The organism is Brucella cytisi, assembly GCF_038433355.1.
GTDB lineage: Bacteria > Pseudomonadota > Alphaproteobacteria > Rhizobiales > Rhizobiaceae > Brucella > Brucella cytisi.
Window position 1 is genome coordinate 90,852 of the sequence record NZ_JBCAUP010000007.1, and the last position, 16,214, is coordinate 107,065.

Consider the following 16,214-nt stretch of genomic DNA (forward strand, 5'->3'; position numbering starts at 1 on the left):
TTCTGTTTATTAAGGCTTTTTATTTGACGCCGGTCATGGTGATGCCCTGAATGAAACGTTTGCGGGCGACCAGGAAGCAGATCACCAAAGGCGCAGTCAGCATGGTTGCCGCGGCGGTGAGCGCACCGTAGTTTGAGCCGGTTTCTGCATCAGCAAACAGCAGCATTCCCAGCGGAGGTGGTGCAAGCTGATTGTCTGAAATTACGATGAGCGGCCAATAAAGATCGTTCCAGTGAGCAACGATTGAAAAGACCGAAAATGCGGCAATGGCGGGCATGGCGCTTGGCGTGACAATGCGCCAGATGATCTCCAGCTCCCCCATCCCGTCCAGACGCGCAGCATTAATGATGTCATCGGGAAAACTTCTGAAGAATTGCCGGAACAGGAAGATCGCGAAGGCCGACAGGAAAAACGGCAGCATCATCGAGAAATAGGTATTCAACTGACCGGTCCAGGCCAGACCTATATAAAGGGGAAGCGCCGGCACCTGGATGGGTATGGCCAGTGCGAGCAGGATCAGAATGAAGAAAACGTTGCGCCCTGTGAATTCCAGCTTCGCCAGCGCGTAGGCGCAAGGAATGGCCACTATCAGTTGAACCAGAAGTATCCCCGCACAGACAATGACGCCATTCAAGGCAAAACGAAGCAGAGGTGCGCTTTCAAGCGCAAAGCTGTAATTTTCAACGCCATAAAACTGCGTTGGCCATAATCTCAACTGGGCGCTGAAGATCTCGTTCGGCGGCTTGATCGATGTCACAAGCATCCAGACGAATGGCATGAGAATGAAGATTGCACCTGAAATCAGGATTCCGTGGACCGTCAGAAACATCAGGCCCTTTTTCCATCTCGCCGAACTGCGGTCTGGCGGGTTGCCGATTGCAGCGGTTTCGTTGTGTTGCGCCATCAATAGTGGACCCTCCTGTCGATCAAAAAGGTTTGGATACCGGAAAAAATCAGAATGAATGTCAAAAAGACCAGCGTCAGGGCAGCGGCGTAGGCAGTCGAGAAATACTGGAAGCCTTCCAGATAAATCGCATAGAGGATCACATTGGTAGAATCCTGCGGACCACCCCGCGTTATAGCAACCACGGTATCAAATACCTTGAACGCGGTGATCGAGGTGGTGATGAGGACGAACATTGTCGTCGGTCCAAGCATGGGCCAGGTTACGGTTAAAAACCTGTCGATTACACCTGCTGCGCCGTCAATATCTGCGGCTTCATAGAGATCTTTGGGGATTGATGAGAGCCCGGCCAGAAACAACACCATATTGAAACCGACGAGTTGCCAGATGCCGATGACTGCTAACGTCGGCAGAGCATAGGAGGGATCACTAAGAAAATTCACCGGTTCGAAGCCCAGCGCAACGATAACTGCATTGATAGGACCAAGTGTGGGGTGGAGTAGAAATTTCCAGACCGACGCCATTGCGATGAGGGTCGCGGTGACTGGCAGGAAGAATATCACCTCATAGATTGCTCTACTTTGTTTTCTGCCATGAATGAGGAGTGCAAACAAAAGTCCGAGACCAACCGAACCAGGAACGACGATGGCTACGTAAATGAAGGTATTGAAAAGCGACCGTCGAAACGCATCGTCCTGCAAAGCGCTCGAAAAGTTCTTGAGGCCGACAAAATTCAACGCGAGATCACCCAGTTGGTAGTCGGTGAGGCTCAGAACGATCAGCATGATCAGAGGCACGATATGTAACAGCAGGAGCAGAAGCAACGCTGGCCCTGCGAGCCCGAGCCCTGTCAGTTTCTCGATGAAAACTCGTCTCCCGTTCCCGAAGGTAACGGCATTCTCAGACGATGGAGCCATGTTTTGGCCTCCCTGCCTCATCGCCCGATGAAAACACAGGCGCTTTCTCCACCCGACGTCCATCGGGACCGAAAATATGACAAAGCGCGGGATCGAAGGTGAGCCGCACGTCGTCCCCTTCATGGATAGCGTCATGAAAAGAAGCCGCCCGCATGATAAAGCTGTTGGCGTCCGTGCCGGTCAGATCGAAATGGTAAAGGAATTCGGCTCCAAGATTCTCCATGCGGCGCAAGCGCGCGTCGATGACCGACCGGTATGCGGATGGCAGATCGTTCGAAAGCAAGCTGAGCGCCTCTGGCCTGATACCAAGGGTCACATTCTGGCCCGGCACCAAATCGACGGCAATACCGATGGATCTGCCCTGTATCTCCACGCGACCGCCTTGTCCGATGGCAGCAGCCATCGTGTTTATTGTCGGGCTTCCAATAAAACGGGCTACTTCCAGATTAGCGGGACGCTCATAAAGCTCAGTCGGTGTTCCGAGCTGTTGCACCTTGCCACCATCCATCATCGCAACACGATCCGACATGGTCATGGCCTCGGTCTGATCATGGGTGACATAAATGAAAGTCGCCCGCATACGCCTGTGCAGTTCCGTCAGTTCGGCGCGCATATGGACGCGCAATTTTGCGTCCAGGTTGGACAGCGGTTCATCCATAAGGAAGGCGCGCGGCTGACGAACCATTGCTCTGCCGAGGGCAACGCGCTGGCGTTGCCCTCCCGAAAGCTGAGCGGGTTTTCGCCCAAGGAGAGCTTCTATTTTCAATTGCGCGGCGACGGACTTCACCTGTTCGCCGATCTCATGCATCAGCCTTTTACGCCGCGGTGACAGATATTTCAGAAGTGGAATTCGCTCGAAGAGACTCAGTCTTTCAACAGTTAGCGGAACGGCGATATTGTCGAAAACAGTCATATGGGGATAGAGCGCATAACTCTGAAAAACCATGGACACTTTACGTTCATGGGGACGCAAATGGTTCACGGGCGAACCATCCACACAAATCGCGCCGGAGGTTTGGCTTTCAAGACCGGCAATAATGCGCACCAAGGTTGATTTACCACAGCCGGAGGGGCCGACGAGTGTAAGAAACTCTCCGTCACGGATCGAAATATTGATGTCATCCAACACCCGATGAGTGCCGAACGATTTGCTTATGTTCTGAATATCAACCTGGGACAAAAGCTCTCCTCCAGCATTCGTCTCCGCCAATTTATCGCGGGGGGTAAACTTCGTGCACGACGTCGTCGATCCACATCATCGTCAGCTCTGGCAAATGAATGCGTTCGAATGTGAAACCCGCATCCGAAAATTCATAACGCACCGCGCCAAGCTGCTTTTCACCGCCAAGCGGCGGCTGCATGTCAGGACCAACTGCGAACGCGGCCGACGGACACCAGACAAACTGAACCCCGTCGAGAACAAAACCGTGTGAAAGATGAAGATGGCCACTGGCGATGAGTTCAACGCCGAAGCGCTTGACCAGATCCTGCAGTCGGCCACGGGGTTCACGCTTGACCGACCAATAACCATTATCGACGTCATCCCAACTATTTATGAACAATGGCTGATGACAAAACCATGCGATGTGGCGGCCATTCGCATTATCCATCTGTTGTTCCAGCCAGCAAAACTGCTCTTCTTCGGCTGCCAGACCAGAACCAAGGATCATGGAATCAAAACCGATCAGACGCCAGTTTTCCTCGTCCTTCACCCAAAAATCCTTGCCAAACTGGCGGTTCCAGCGCTCCAGACGATGATCGTCAGTCGGCTGATGCACGCTTTTCGGTTCGCCAACATCGTGATTTCCCGGAACGACAAGCATCGGAGCCGGCAGATCCGCCATAATCTCGCGACAGAACACAAAATCATCATCGACGTCCGCACCATCCACGCTGATGTCGCCGGAATGAATGATGAGATCCGGGTTCTGACTGACAAGCCAGTCTCGCAAGGGTGGCCAGTTGCCCACGAAATGCGCCTTCTGGCGACCGAGATGGGTATCTGAAATCTGTATGACGCGGGCCATTTTTTCGTTCCCCGGGTTGTAAACTGATTAGATCAATTCACCGCATCGATTAAAAGCTTACAGTTGTTGGTGCAAACTTGCAAATGTAACACGGTGTTCAAGCCACCCTATTTGCTTCACCGAGCAAGATATTGGCCGCAGATATCGCCGCCGGCAATTCTATTGCACCATGGGCGATGAATGATGCCCCGCTGGCCATCAGCAGAGATGCGCGATCAGGCCTCGGATCTGCCGGATCGACGAATCCTATTGCCACCACTCCTGCCGCTCGAGCCGCTACAATTCCATGCGGACTGTCATCAATCATCACGCAATGCTCCGGCCTGACCTGGAATTTCTCCGCACAAAGCAGAACAAGGTCCGGAGCGGGCTTCGGGTCGGCCACCATTTGAGCGCTGAATACAGCCGGATAAAAATGCTCCCAGAGATCGAGCCTTCCCAGGCTTTTCTGCAAACGGTCCAGAGAACTGTTAGAGGCCACACATTTGGGGCGATTGATACTCGCAACCACCGCATCCATGCCTGGCATTGACCTAAGCGAACGACCAAATTCCCGGTAGAGGCTTTCGTGCCAGGCTGCAAAACGCGCATCAATATCCGTCAAACGGAGTTCTTCTTCGCATATCCTGCGGATTGCCGGTTCCGAATTGCCCGTGAACCTGACATGCGCCTCTCGCGCGTCAATAGTTATTCCGGCTTCCCGCAGCATTTCGGCAAGCGTCCGGCTGGCAAGGGGTTCACTATCGATCAGTACGCCGTCGCAATCGAAAATGACCAGCGCAATATTCTCGAGCTCGTTCGTCAGGCACATGCCGTTCATCGCGATCACCAAATTGCACCAAAATTGAGTTCCCGGGAGAAACCTCGAAGCGGCTTTGTCATCTAGTTTGCTCGTGGCATAGCCTTCTTCTCCCATTGGCCTTCGTTTGTTGCGTTCAATCTAGAAGAGCCTTCATTCAGGTGTCAATATAATTTTACACTTGTAAATCCCTGTGCGATATGAGTTGGAAGGGAAGAAGGGCAGGTTATGCATCCAGTCATGCAAATATCTTTTCGAACAGGGAAAGCGCTGCTAATCAGGGATGGATAGACGTCTTCAAACCAGAACCCCGAACAGCGAATTTGCATGACGAGAAAATGAGGTCCAATCGATGAACGGAAAGCCGACGCAAAATTCTTCAGCTGTTCACGCTGACGAGCGAATGCAGATGCGTGTGGTCTGGCAGTACTTCATGGAAGGCCGCACTCAGGGTGAAATCGCCGAGGCACACTCCACCAATCGATTGCGGATCAACAAGATCATCGCCGAAGCGCGCCGGTCGGGGCTGGTGACGATCACGTTGAACTCCCGGCTGGCTTCGTGCGTCGAACTTGAACAGCAGCTCGTAGCCGACTTTTCCTTGCATCATGCAAGCATCGTACCCACGCCCGACGACGTCGATCTTGTGCCGGTTCTGGTCGGGCAGGCAACTGCCGATTATCTCGTCACTCAATTGAACACCACCGGAATATCGGGAATCGGTGTTGGCTGGGGCGCTACTTTGCGTGAGATGGTGCGCCATATTCCAATGATGAAGCGCCCTGACGTCTTCGTGAACTCAGTGCTGGGTGGGTTAACGCACGGGATCGAAATCAATACATTCGACATTGCGAGCGATCTTGCACGCCAGCTCAATGCCCAGTGCGCCTATCTCGCAGCACCAATCTATGCCGGCAGTCCTCAGTCGCGGGACGCAATCGTGAGCCAGGATGTTTTCGAGGATGCCTTCGAGCAAATTCGAAAAAACGATATTATCATCGTCAGTATCGGCGACATGACCCCGCGTTCCCTGTTGGTACGCTACGGATTGCCGAGCAATGTCAAGCTGGAGGAGTTGATCGCGGCAGGTGCTTGCGGCGATATCATGGCGCAGTTTATCGACAAGAACGGATTGCCGATCGATCATCCGATCAATCAGCGTGCTATAGCGCCTTCCTTCGATACGCTGACAAACGTGCCAACCGTCGTGTTCGCCTCGGGCGGTCTCAACAAGGCAGAAGCAATTGCCGCAGCGTTGTTATCAGGCATGGGAAATGTCCTTATATCTGATGAAGAGACCGCAAGGCTTGCCAGCCAGATCGCTCTTGAAAGAAGGTATTCGGCCTAAGAGCTATTCAGAAAGAAACCGACTTATGGCTGGATCAGATCGGTGAAAGCCCACGGCTGCGTTCGTGGAATTTGAATGTGTTCTCAATCAGGGGTAATAAGCCGCTAATCCCCGGAGCCGAGGAGTTGACGAGTACTGCCGTAAGCGGCTTGCAGGAGAGACAGGTCAATGATTGCTTCTCCACCAATATAGACAAAATGCCAAATGCTGGGTCAGGGTAGACGCGGGGGGACGCCATTGGCGGCACCCGTTTGATCGCTTTATTTAGCTGGCCGTCACTTCCAGCCCGCGTTGAACGCCTGGACGCGAAAGGCCACGATCGAGCCAGGCCTGCACCTGGGCAAAACGGTCGAACCCCACAAGGTCGCGCGCTTCATAAAATCCGATCAGGTTCCGCACCCAGCCAAGCAGCGAGATGTCGGCGATGCTGTAGTCGGGGCCCATCACCCAGTCCCGACCAACGAGCCGTTCATTCAAGACACCGAGCAACCGTGCGGATTCGGCTGCGTAGCGGTCACGCGGGCGCTTGTCCTCATAATCCTTTCCCGCGAATTTATTGAAAAAGCCGAGCTGGCCGAACATCGGGCCGACGCCCCCCATCTGCCACATTAACCACTGGATCGTCTCATAGCGAGTATTGGGATCGGATGATATGAATTGCCCGGTTTTGTCAGCAAGATAGAGGAGGATAGCACCCGACTCAAATAGGGCCAGCGGTTGGCCATCTGGCCCCTCCGGGTCATAGATTGCAGGAATCTTTCCATTGGGATTGAGCGCCAGAAATGCCGGATCGTGGCTTTCATTGGCCCCGATGTCGATACGATGCGCTTCATAGGCCAACCCTGTTTCCTCCAGCATGATGCCGACCTTTACCCCATTGGGTGTGGGCAGGGAGAACAGTTGCAGTCGCTCGGGGTGCTGTGCAGGCCATCGTGCAAAAATTGGGTGAACAAGTGTCAAGTGCTAGCTCCTTTGTTGCGTCCGGCAGAACCCCGTCAGGTGATCAACGATTGTTTTCGTATCGAATTGTGTTTTCTGCGCTCCCTATGTTTATACTGTTCCCTCTTATGGGCACACATGAATAATCGTCTTGCCCGCGCGCCGTTCGGCCGAGTTGAAGGTGTCCCGGCGCTTGCCTTCCGCACCGCGATCGCAGAAGCGGTGATATTTGAGACGGGCGGTTCGATGCAGTTCTGGTGTTCGACCATCTCCATCTGGTCCGCGACCTGCCCGGCACGCTGAGCTGCATCCATGCTTTGCTTGCACCTGACGGCTTGTTCATGTCAAAGACAGCCTTTGTTGGAGATATGAACCCGGTCATCCGATTGGCCTTGTTGCCCGCCATGCGCGCGATCGGTACAACACCCGAACGCTGGCGTCTTTCAGGCCGTGTCCCCGGGCGTGCTTACATACCGTGAAGGCTTTGACATTCTTGCCACTGAAGGCACACAAACAACAGCAATGAATAACATCCCCAGCTCGGAGGGTGTGGCGTGAACCACTAGGGCTGCTCAGAACTCGTCGCGTCCTGTTGTCGACGCAAATCCTGTGGGCTGCTATCTGATGGGCTGCTTTTCGGCTCCTGATAGTTCGCGGCCAATGACCGACACGGAGGCGCGAAGCTGCCGATTGTGCCAATGCCTCGTCATTGGCACAGGCATGAGCACGGGCAAGCATTCGGGATTTCTAGCGAACCTTCAAACCTTCTGTTACGTCGTCTCCGCTGACCGTCAGGCGAACCAAGACCTTGAAACCACTCCGATGCCCCACCTTGAAACTTAGTGTATCTGAACGATCTGGTCGAATAGACCGATCCGAGCGTCGGCCTTTCTCATCGACGGATTGTGGTGTCACTTAGCGTTCCTCAGTTTTTCACTGAAATCAAATGTGCCTGAATTTTCCCGATCACTTCTCCTTTGCCGTGCCTTCTTTCGAGCGCTCGAGCGACAAGATCAGTTGTTGCTTCCAATTTTCCGGTTGCCCTGCCCTCGATTTCCCCACGCAAGGGCGTCCCCAGGCAATACGCTGCGGCAAGAAACGCCGCTGAAGACGCCCTCGATACTTCGGCTTTCGTATCAATCGCAATGTGACGAAAGCCAGCGGCTTCCAGTTCGCGCCGTATCAACGCCGTATCATGGTACCCATGTGGCGTACGTGACATAAAACGCGGTGGGTCATCAGCAAAAATATCCGCCAGTGCATTTTCCACTTCGTTTGCGAATAGATTTTCTTCGATACGGTCCCATACGCTAAACAAGAAATGTCCACCTGGTTTCAGAACACGCTTTGCTTCCCGATATCCGACGACACGATCAGGAAAAAACATTGCGCCGAACTGGCAGCAAACTAGATCAAAGGTTCCATCTCCAAACGGCAAATCCAATGCATCCGCTTGCAACCAGGTAATACGCGCATCAAAAGTCTGTTGCGACATCGCATAGTTAAGCATCGCCTGATTGAGATCGGTTACTATATACTTCGCAGATAGCGATAATTGAGGCCCCAAAACGCGTGCAACAACACCTGTCCCTGCCGCGGTCTCCAAGACTGTTTCAGGTGAAAGGGATGATGCGCGTCGCGCAAATTCAGTAGCGAACACCTCAAAAATAAGAGGCACCATGAACCGGTTATAGTTTTCCGGAACCGATCCGGAGAATGTCCTGTCAGCTTCCAGCATTGGAATTTACCCTATATGCTCTGCTGACAGAATTTATCACAGGATTTTGGCCTCGCTATTCACGATTATCGATGCGGGCAGATTCGCATGTGGCCAGGATTCTCTCGAATTTGTCCCTGGAACGGTCGCTTTCGGGGAAGTGGCTTGACTTTGGCGCGACCGCGATGATGGTCGAAAGCCGATCCCACGTGAGCATTGCCAACCGAACGCCGATCACTCCAGTTTGCAGGTCGGAACAAACAACTCGTTATAGTCCTTGTTCAGTTTACGAGCCTGTTCGGTATATTCGAGCGGAGTTCTGTTCGGTGGCGGGGGCCAGGTGAAAGCTTCGTTGGCACATTTGCGAGCGGCTGCCCAACACGCAAGGCTTCGCGGATCGGAGCCATAAGAGGAGACACCGTTGCCGATTTTAGCCACTTGAGAAGCTCGCTTTTCAGCCTCCGCTCGCTGGCTTGCCGGATCATAGACATTCTTGAACTGATAATGTCCATCCGGCGAAACGTGACCCTCCTCCACGCTGAATGATAATGCTCCATCGGCCCTACAGATGATGCGATCTTTTTCCACCGCTTCAGGTCCATAAGACGCTGGCAAGTAAGGCCAGCGAATAATAACCTCGAGCGCATCTCCAATTTGACGCATGGAACCAATGTCCACCATCGCATCGGTCGGTGACTTGTCCCCACTACTGGAAACCCATTGAGCCGAACCAACTGCGATCGACTTTTGGTCCACCTGCTCCGCCAGGCTAACATTGGCAACCAGTATGGCGGTCAGGGCCAGAAGAACTCGGGATTCTCGCATAAACTCCCTCATATAAACTGTCATTCTGTAGGAATCTGTTTGTCAGCATAATGTCGCATTTCGAACTGGACTATAATCAGTTTGTCGTGAGGTGCTTTCCATCCAGACCGGATTGAGCTTTAACGGACTTTCGCTCAGAACAAGGGGCCGCCAGGCTAAATTGGACGACCAGACAGATTGGCATTTTCGATCATGAATATACTTGCAATTTCAGGCAGCGCACGCCGCAGGTCTACCAACACGGCTTTATTGAGAGCTATGCAATCGATTGCTCCGAAGGATGTCGTAATCAACGTGTTTGATGGTATCGGAGATTTGCCTGTCTTTTCGCCCGACCTCGAGGGTTCCGACGAGCCCGATAATGTGCGGCTTTTCAAACGGGCTGTTTCGGAAAGTGATGGGTTGATCATATCAAGCCCTGAATATGTCCGCAGTCTCCCAGGCGGCTTGAAAAATGCCATCGACTGGCTTGTTTCCGGCGATCAGGTGATCGCGAAACCTGTTGCACTCGTCCATGCTTCGCATCGTGGAAACGATATGCTGGAAACGCTCAGAACGGTGCTTGCGACGGTAAGCTCTGGTTTCAACGACAGCCTTTTCTTCCGGCTTACTGTCATGAATGAGGCGCCGGAACAGATCCTGAAAATACTGAAGGTACCTTCCAACCGGCAGGTTGCCGAACGGTTTCTCTTTGACTTCGCCTCCTTTAGCCGAGAGCGGCTCGCGGAAGACGCAAACACCGAGACCTAACGTTCAGCAATTATTTGGGATTAAGTCGATGGCAGCGCCCTCAGGCACTGCCATCAAGCAGCAGAATTAATTCAGTTCGGCAAGCATATCATCATAGACCTTGCAGGCACCGTCGAGATCCGTCGCGGCCTGCGTTTGAGCATCCGACATCTTCTGGGCGACGGTTGCAGCCTTTTGAGGGTCCTTTGCTGCTAGTTCCTGCATCTTTTGCGAGACCTCAGTGGCCTTTGCAGTCGCTTCTTCCGCCGTGCAGGCAAAAGAAGGAGTAGCTGCAACTAAGAGTATGGCGGCTAAAAGATATGCTTTCATAAGTGTCCTCATCAATTGTTTGATTCAACAACCCCTAAATACAGATTGGCCTATCCGATGACACTACCAATTTCCTCAATTTCTGTTTCCAGATGTTTTATTACTTCAAAACATCGATGCGGTGACTTCGTTTCGCAGCGAATACTCTGCGTCGAAGGCAGCTCAATGACCTGCAAAGGATCCGCGTCTAAGTCTCAAAGCTGGCAGTTGTGATCATAGCCGCGATTTCTTCGGGGTCGTTACGGCGTAAAGCGTCCTGATGCTGAAGTTCAGGAGCCCATTTCCGAATAATTGATTGCCACAGTTGAGCAAGCTCCGGCCCCAAAAGCCTGTTCAGAAGGGCGCGCGAATAGAAATGCCCTGCAGCCAGCACCAGAAGCAGAAATCCGCTTGCCGTGCCCACAATGTAAATGAACCGCATGAAATCTGACATGAGCCAGGCCATCAATTCGTTTATCTGGCTGCCAAACGACGGCACTTTCGACAATAGAAAGACAGCCAATGCCGGAACAATGATAATCGACGCCACGGCGACCGTGACCTTTCTGATCAAAGAATATCGGTGATAACAGCGCCCGAACCTTCCCTCGCCCGTAATCCTGTCGAGGGCGAGGGTCTGTCGATAAAAATCATCTGACTTCTCGACCGGGATGCGTTTCCGGTCAATGAGCGTATGCAGGCCCTGCAGTTGACGGCTGGCAAACTGCGATAACAATATGGCGGAGCCAAAGTTATGAAGGAAATTCATTGAATGGCACCCCGTTTCAGCATCGATCGCGGTTGAAATCATTGATCATATTGTTGAAGTCCTGATTGAACGCACGGACATCCATGGCGACCGGATCGGAAAGGCTGCTAAAACCCTGTTGTTTGTAATCGCCTCGCTCAGCACGCTGAATGGCATTACGCGCCCGCGCCAGGACACTGTTGACCGAACGCATCATGCTCGTGCAACCATCCGGCCTGCCTTCGCGGATCTTTTTATCAAAGCCTTCTGCCATCTCATTGACCTGATTGAGACTGTCGCCAAAGGCCCGGGCCGCTTTTTCTTCACCCTTCGACTGGAAGAATTCATCGGCAAGTCGCGCGGTCTGCTTTGAATAAAGGATTATGCCTGCGCGAAAATATTCGACAGAGTCCTTCTGGGCCTGCTCGAAAGCAGTACGAGTGTTTGCCTCGTCCCGTTTCTGGATACCGCTGTAAAACTCTTCCTCTGCGGCTGCGACTTTTGCCATTGCAGCAATGTACTCGCCATCCTTTTCACGGGCCTTTTTTCCCTCGTCTGCGAGATAACCGTTGGCCTGGGCGTAATTATCCAGTTCCGTATTCAGCGGTTCAACTTCCTTCAACGCCGCTGTAAGGGCTTTCGCAGCCTTGTCGATTTCAGGGAGTTCAGCCTGCATCGCCAGAGCCTTGTCGAGCGTCTCATGCATACGCTTGATGTTATACGGACTTTCAACGGAATAATTTTTGAGCTCCCGGCCCTTTTTCAGCGTCTCCTGGTAATATTTCAGGTGGTCAGCGAGATTGGCTGCGAAAGACGCACTGCCGTTTGCCGCGTCAATATAGATATTGTATTTCGCAATCTCCTGCTGCTGGGCCGAAGGCGGTTCAACCTCCGCTGTTGATTGCCCATCCTTCTGGTCATTGCAGCCTGCAAGGCAAACTCCTGCAGCAAGGAACAGCGCAGTTAGAAGCGATTTCATAGTTGGTGTCATACTACTTTAACGTCACACAAATGCGTGAACGAGCCTTTTTTGGGAATTGGAATTGTTTCGACTGGGTCTGATAACTGGTTTGAATCCGTCATGCGGTATCTGCGCCGAAAACGCAGGCAACCAATCGCGTTTTATGAGCCCAGACTAACGGGCGAAGAAGGCAGCTGCCGTAAGCCAGGCTGCTATAACAAAGAGCGGGACCGACCAGTACTCCATCTTTATGAAGAACAGATCGTGCCTGACTGCGCTGTCGCCGGATGAGCGACCAGTCTTGTCGTCAGGCACAAACCGGGATTTGCTCGCTTTGTTGAGATATCGGCCAGCTATCCAGTTGACGACACCAGCCATGACCAGGGAGATCGCAATATCAAGGGCTTTCGTCCAGTCAGGCAACTGCAAGGTTTCTGTCACCCAAAGTGTGCCGAGCAAAGTGGCAACCGTCACCGCTCCAATAATAATCACAGAGAGAAAACCCCATCCACGCCAGACAATAATCATTATTCTTCCATCCATCTTCAAAATCAACACAGGCCCGTCCTCCCAAGGGCGCAAGCGTTGTTTAAACGCATGAATTGCCATTTGCAAATCGGCGAGCCCAGTTAAATGCTCAGAAACGCGAGGAATACACATCGCGATCATTACAAGATGACCTTTGTCTTCACGAGACATTCAAGACCGCAACCGTAATCCTGATATTGCTAACGACGCCGATAAAGAAAATAGCGCTTGGCCGGCACATTCGTCGGTAGCGCCATCGGCGTCAATTCCGGATGTTCGAGCGGCAATCCGCAGACCGCTATACCGCCGCGCGTCAGGAGAGAGGCAACGGCATCGGGCAGCCATGTAAGTGTCTTTGCGTCCAGGTCATCATGGCCGGTGCCGATATCGGCATGCACAAGCGCCGCCTCTATGCCGTAGTGGTCGCGGATGGTGTCTTGGATTTCCCCCACTACCAGACTGCCCTCGTCGGGTGTCGAGCTTTCAAATGAGCGCATCGCGCGATCAAAGGCGATGATACGGCGGTTCGGAAACAACTCTCTGATATGATCGTATGTGCGACCGTTGCCGAGACCAAGCTCTATAATTGTACCTGGCATCGCGTGAATATCGTCCCTAATGCTATTCAGGATATCACGCTGAGCACAGAGACGGCGGATAAAACTGTCGAGACGACTCATGATTTTTCTTCAATATGAATAATGATCTAGGTCTCCGTTTAAACGACGTCGAACACAATGTCGACCAAGACCGATACAATTCTTACGGCGATCCAAGCGAGGGTTGGACGACGAGCAGGTTCACCCACTATATTCAATAGCAGCAACCGCCAGACGATCCCGACATGCCGCTTGTAGAAGATGGAGTTATGATCTTGCGCATTGACTAAATGCGCGAACGTCCTGTCTTTGGCGGCGAGTGGTACCCGTCAGATCAATCAGGTTTCACACAACAAAGTGGCAATGCGCTTACGGATGGTGGTGTCCACAACACAATCTCCATACCGACTTCGAGAACCGTCTGGAATCCCGCGTATCGACCACTCAACGCCTTTAGCTATGAAGATCTCGGCCTTTCGTTGAAGAACTTCGCATCCGGATCCGGCTACTGTGATCACATACCTCAAAATTTACCAAGCTATGCCTTTATAATATTGTCGCCGCTGATACTACGGCTTCCGAAAGCATTTCGGGTATCAACAATCAGCGGTGCCCAGTTGGCAAGCGCCTGATAGTCGACCTGATCGTGATCAGTGGCGATCAGAACAGCGTCGAAGTTCCTGACAACGTCCTCAGTCAATTCGACCGAGTGGCGGCCGCAAAGTTCGATATAATCGCGTGTCCGCGGAAGCGTTGAGACAAACGGATCATGATAGTCGGTCGCCCCACCTCGAGCCTCGATCAATTCGATAAGTTTTAGCGACGGGCTTTCGCGGATGTCAGGAACATTTTTCTTGTACGCGAGGCCTATTATCAAAACGCGAGAACGGCTGACGGCCTTTCCATGTCGACGGTCGAGTCCTTCAGCGAGACGGTCGACCACATAGCGCGGCATCGCCGAATTGATTTCGCCGGCGAGTTCGATGAAACGCGTTGGCAACTCGTATTCGCGAGACTTCCAGGTCAGGTAGAACGGGTCAATGGGAATACAGTGACCGCCTAGACCTGGACCCGGATAGAAAGGCATGTAACCGAAAGGCTTGGTTTTGGCAGCTTCAATCACTTCCCAGACATCGATGCCCATAGCCTCGTAGACGACTTTCAACTCATTGACTAGAGCGATATTGACCGCTCTAAATATGTTTTCCGTCAGCTTTACCGCCTCGGCGGTTGCATTGGACGAGACAGGAATGACAGTTTTGACGACGGCTCCGTAGAAGGCCGTCATGAGTTGAGAGGCCGCAGGTCCATCGCCGGCAACAATCTTTGGAATGCTTGAGGTTTCGAAATCGCGGTTGCCGGGGTCCTCGCGTTCCGGCGAAAAGCCAAGAAAGAAATCTATTCCTGAACGCAGCCCGGTATGCTCCAGAATTGGTCGCACCACATCATTGGTGGTACCGGGATAGGTTGTGGATTCCAGCACGATCAGTTGACCGGCTTTCAACCCTTTAGCAATAGCGTCACAGGTCTTGATGACGAACGACAGGTCAGGATCCCGCTGTTTAGTCAAAGGTGTCGGAACACAGATAATTATAACATCGCAATCGCCGAGACCCGAAAAGTCAGTCGTAGCGCTGAACCGACCTTCACTCACCTGGCGCCACAGCTCTGAATCCGAAACGGCCTCTATATAGGATTTTCCATCGTCAACCATGCTGATCTTGCCGGGGTCAATATCAAAGCCAACAACACTAAAACCACTATTGGCGACGGTTATCGACAGAGGCAGGCCGACATAGCCAAGACCAATGACGCCCACCCGCGCCGACCGATTGGCGATAGCGGTGAACAGGTTTTCATGACGTGGGGCAGAGTTGATCAAAATCGTGTCTCTCCGGCAATTGATTTCCTTCAGTGACGGATTTACCGGCTAGCTGTCAAGCACGCGTCTGATGCGTAATATACGGCCTGTTGGTATGGTGGTGTTGGTTATTCACAAAGCTATTGCATCATAAATCGTGGCTGACCGTGCGCCGTATGAGGTCGTTGAACATCATCCAATTGAGTTCAATATTATGTACGCTTCATCAGGGAGCCGTTTTCATTCTGATTTGAATAACCAGAAATAGGCGCTTGTTCGCTAACAGGGCAAATGTACAAATCGCCTGCTAATTATTGGCAATGATAAACATTAACTATAGCAACTATAAATAACAATTTCTCGGCTCAGTAGTTCTACGGATCTTCATTAACTCCTCGTTAACAAATGACATTGATTCGGGATTTTTTTGGTAAGATGTTCGAATTTCTGTGGTCATTGAGCAACACGCAGTCTCGCGATTTTTCTATGGTGCAGATAGTTCTTGCCATTTCGCCTCCTTCGAAGTCTTTTATATTTCAGTCGCTGAACACGAAATCGGCGTTCAGGAAAAACTACAGTTTAGAGGTCAGAAATGAATATCAAGAGCCTTCTCCTCGGCTCCGCTGCAGCTCTGGTTGCCGCTTCCGGCGCTCAGGCTGCCGACGCAATCGTCGCTCCAGAGCCAGAAGCCGTTGAATATGTCCGCGTCTGCGATGCTTACGGCGCTGGCTACTTCTACATCCCGGGCACCGAAACCTGCCTGCGTATCCATGGCTACGTTCGTTACGATGCTTCGGGCGGTGATCGCGTTTACGCTCGTACGCCTGGCGATCTGGACCGTGACACCTGGGGCAAGCTCGCCCGTGCAACGCTCCGCTTCTCGACCGCTTCGGAAACCGAACTCGGTACTCTGAAGACCTTCACCGAACTGCGTTACAACTGGAACGGCGGCGGCGACGGCGAAGAAGACGCATACGGCTCCAGCGAAAACAGCTCGCTGCGT

18 protein-coding genes and 2 pseudogenes are annotated in these 16,214 nt (G+C 52.4%); 5 read left to right on the top strand and 15 right to left on the bottom strand.

Going from position 1 to position 16,214, the window contains the following annotated elements:
* Positions 1–19: 19 nt before the first annotated feature.
* The 5 genes from AAE521_RS09445 to AAE521_RS09465 all read right to left on the bottom strand — a co-directional run bounded on the left by AAE521_RS09445 (position 20) and on the right by AAE521_RS09465 (position 4,668).
* Entirely contained in the window at positions 20–829 is an 810-nt protein-coding gene (locus tag AAE521_RS09445; protein ID WP_342061189.1) for a carbohydrate ABC transporter permease, read from the bottom strand.
* 74 nt (positions 830–903) lie between these two features.
* Positions 904–1,821: a carbohydrate ABC transporter permease gene (locus tag AAE521_RS09450; protein ID WP_342061172.1), complete on the bottom strand. Its 918-nt coding sequence runs from the start codon at positions 1,819–1,821 to the stop codon at positions 904–906.
* Positions 1,805–3,001, bottom strand: a complete 1,197-nt coding sequence (locus AAE521_RS09455; protein WP_342061173.1) for an ABC transporter ATP-binding protein — start codon at positions 2,999–3,001, stop codon at positions 1,805–1,807. Before AAE521_RS09455 ends, AAE521_RS09450 begins: the two co-directional genes overlap by 17 nt.
* A 31-nt stretch (positions 3,002–3,032) precedes the next feature.
* Positions 3,033–3,848 (bottom strand): metallophosphoesterase family protein, encoded by an 816-nt coding sequence (locus AAE521_RS09460; RefSeq protein ID WP_342061174.1) that lies wholly within the window; start codon positions 3,846–3,848, stop codon positions 3,033–3,035.
* A 97-nt stretch (positions 3,849–3,945) separates the two neighbouring features.
* On the bottom strand, positions 3,946–4,668 hold the full coding sequence (locus AAE521_RS09465; RefSeq protein ID WP_342061190.1) for an HAD family hydrolase: 723 nt from the start codon (positions 4,666–4,668) through the stop codon (positions 3,946–3,948).
* Between the two features lie 331 nt (positions 4,669–4,999).
* On the opposite strand from AAE521_RS09465, the gene AAE521_RS09470 reads away from it, so the two are divergent.
* Positions 5,000–5,995, top strand: coding sequence for a sugar-binding transcriptional regulator (locus tag AAE521_RS09470; RefSeq protein ID WP_342061175.1), 996 nt, complete (start codon positions 5,000–5,002; stop codon positions 5,993–5,995).
* A gap of 264 nt (positions 5,996–6,259) precedes the next feature.
* On the opposite strand, the gene AAE521_RS09475 is transcribed toward AAE521_RS09470, so the two are convergent.
* On the bottom strand, positions 6,260–6,955 hold the full coding sequence (locus AAE521_RS09475; protein WP_342061176.1) for a glutathione S-transferase N-terminal domain-containing protein: 696 nt from the start codon (positions 6,953–6,955) through the stop codon (positions 6,260–6,262).
* 117 nt (positions 6,956–7,072) lie between these two features.
* Between AAE521_RS09475 and AAE521_RS09480 the strand changes: the two genes are divergently transcribed.
* Positions 7,073–7,237, top strand: a complete 165-nt coding sequence (locus tag AAE521_RS09480) for a hypothetical protein (protein WP_342061192.1) — start codon at positions 7,073–7,075, stop codon at positions 7,235–7,237.
* Positions 7,192–7,413, top strand: coding sequence for a hypothetical protein (locus AAE521_RS09485; protein ID WP_342061177.1), 222 nt, complete (start codon positions 7,192–7,194; stop codon positions 7,411–7,413). Before AAE521_RS09480 ends, AAE521_RS09485 begins: the two co-directional genes overlap by 46 nt.
* A 446-nt stretch (positions 7,414–7,859) precedes the next feature.
* Here AAE521_RS09485 and AAE521_RS09490 read toward each other — a convergent pair whose 3' ends face one another.
* The gene (locus tag AAE521_RS09490) at positions 7,860–8,672 is read right to left on the bottom strand and encodes a class I SAM-dependent methyltransferase (RefSeq protein ID WP_342061178.1); all 813 of its coding nucleotides are present in this window, start codon (positions 8,670–8,672) and stop codon (positions 7,860–7,862) included.
* Between the two features lie 213 nt (positions 8,673–8,885).
* Positions 8,886–9,500, bottom strand: a complete 615-nt coding sequence (locus AAE521_RS09495) for a hypothetical protein (protein ID WP_342061179.1) — start codon at positions 9,498–9,500, stop codon at positions 8,886–8,888.
* A 168-nt stretch (positions 9,501–9,668) separates the two neighbouring features.
* Here AAE521_RS09495 and AAE521_RS09500 point away from each other — a divergent pair, with 168 nt between their 5' ends.
* A complete protein-coding gene (locus AAE521_RS09500) occupies positions 9,669–10,226 on the top strand; it encodes an NADPH-dependent FMN reductase (protein WP_342061180.1) in 558 nt (185 codons plus the stop codon).
* 66 nt (positions 10,227–10,292) lie between these two features.
* On the opposite strand, the gene AAE521_RS09505 is transcribed toward AAE521_RS09500, so the two are convergent.
* From AAE521_RS09505 to AAE521_RS09530, 6 genes are all read right to left on the bottom strand, one after another.
* Entirely contained in the window at positions 10,293–10,535 is a 243-nt protein-coding gene (locus AAE521_RS09505; RefSeq protein ID WP_342061181.1) for a hypothetical protein, read from the bottom strand.
* A gap of 187 nt (positions 10,536–10,722) precedes the next feature.
* Positions 10,723–11,283, bottom strand: coding sequence for a DUF6097 family protein (locus AAE521_RS09510; protein WP_342061182.1), 561 nt, complete (start codon positions 11,281–11,283; stop codon positions 10,723–10,725).
* A 16-nt stretch (positions 11,284–11,299) separates the two neighbouring features.
* Positions 11,300–12,241, bottom strand: a complete 942-nt coding sequence (locus tag AAE521_RS09515) for a DUF3829 domain-containing protein (protein WP_342061183.1) — start codon at positions 12,239–12,241, stop codon at positions 11,300–11,302.
* A gap of 156 nt (positions 12,242–12,397) precedes the next feature.
* Positions 12,398–12,922, bottom strand: a complete 525-nt coding sequence (locus tag AAE521_RS09520; RefSeq protein ID WP_342061184.1) for a hypothetical protein — start codon at positions 12,920–12,922, stop codon at positions 12,398–12,400.
* A 29-nt stretch (positions 12,923–12,951) separates the two neighbouring features.
* Positions 12,952–13,431: a class I SAM-dependent methyltransferase gene (locus AAE521_RS09525; protein ID WP_342061185.1), complete on the bottom strand. Its 480-nt coding sequence runs from the start codon at positions 13,429–13,431 to the stop codon at positions 12,952–12,954.
* A gap of 457 nt (positions 13,432–13,888) precedes the next feature.
* Positions 13,889–15,229, bottom strand: coding sequence for a nucleotide sugar dehydrogenase (locus AAE521_RS09530; protein WP_374864973.1), 1,341 nt, complete (start codon positions 15,227–15,229; stop codon positions 13,889–13,891).
* A 574-nt stretch (positions 15,230–15,803) separates the two neighbouring features.
* On the opposite strand from AAE521_RS09530, the pseudogene AAE521_RS09535 reads away from it, so the two are divergent.
* Positions 15,804–16,121: pseudogene (locus tag AAE521_RS09535) on the top strand (porin); the annotation flags it as partial.
* Here the strand turns inward: AAE521_RS09535 and AAE521_RS26820 are convergent.
* A pseudogene (locus AAE521_RS26820) lies at positions 16,104–16,214 on the bottom strand (hypothetical protein); the annotation flags it as partial. The pseudogenes AAE521_RS09535 and AAE521_RS26820 sit on opposite strands and share 18 nt — an antisense overlap.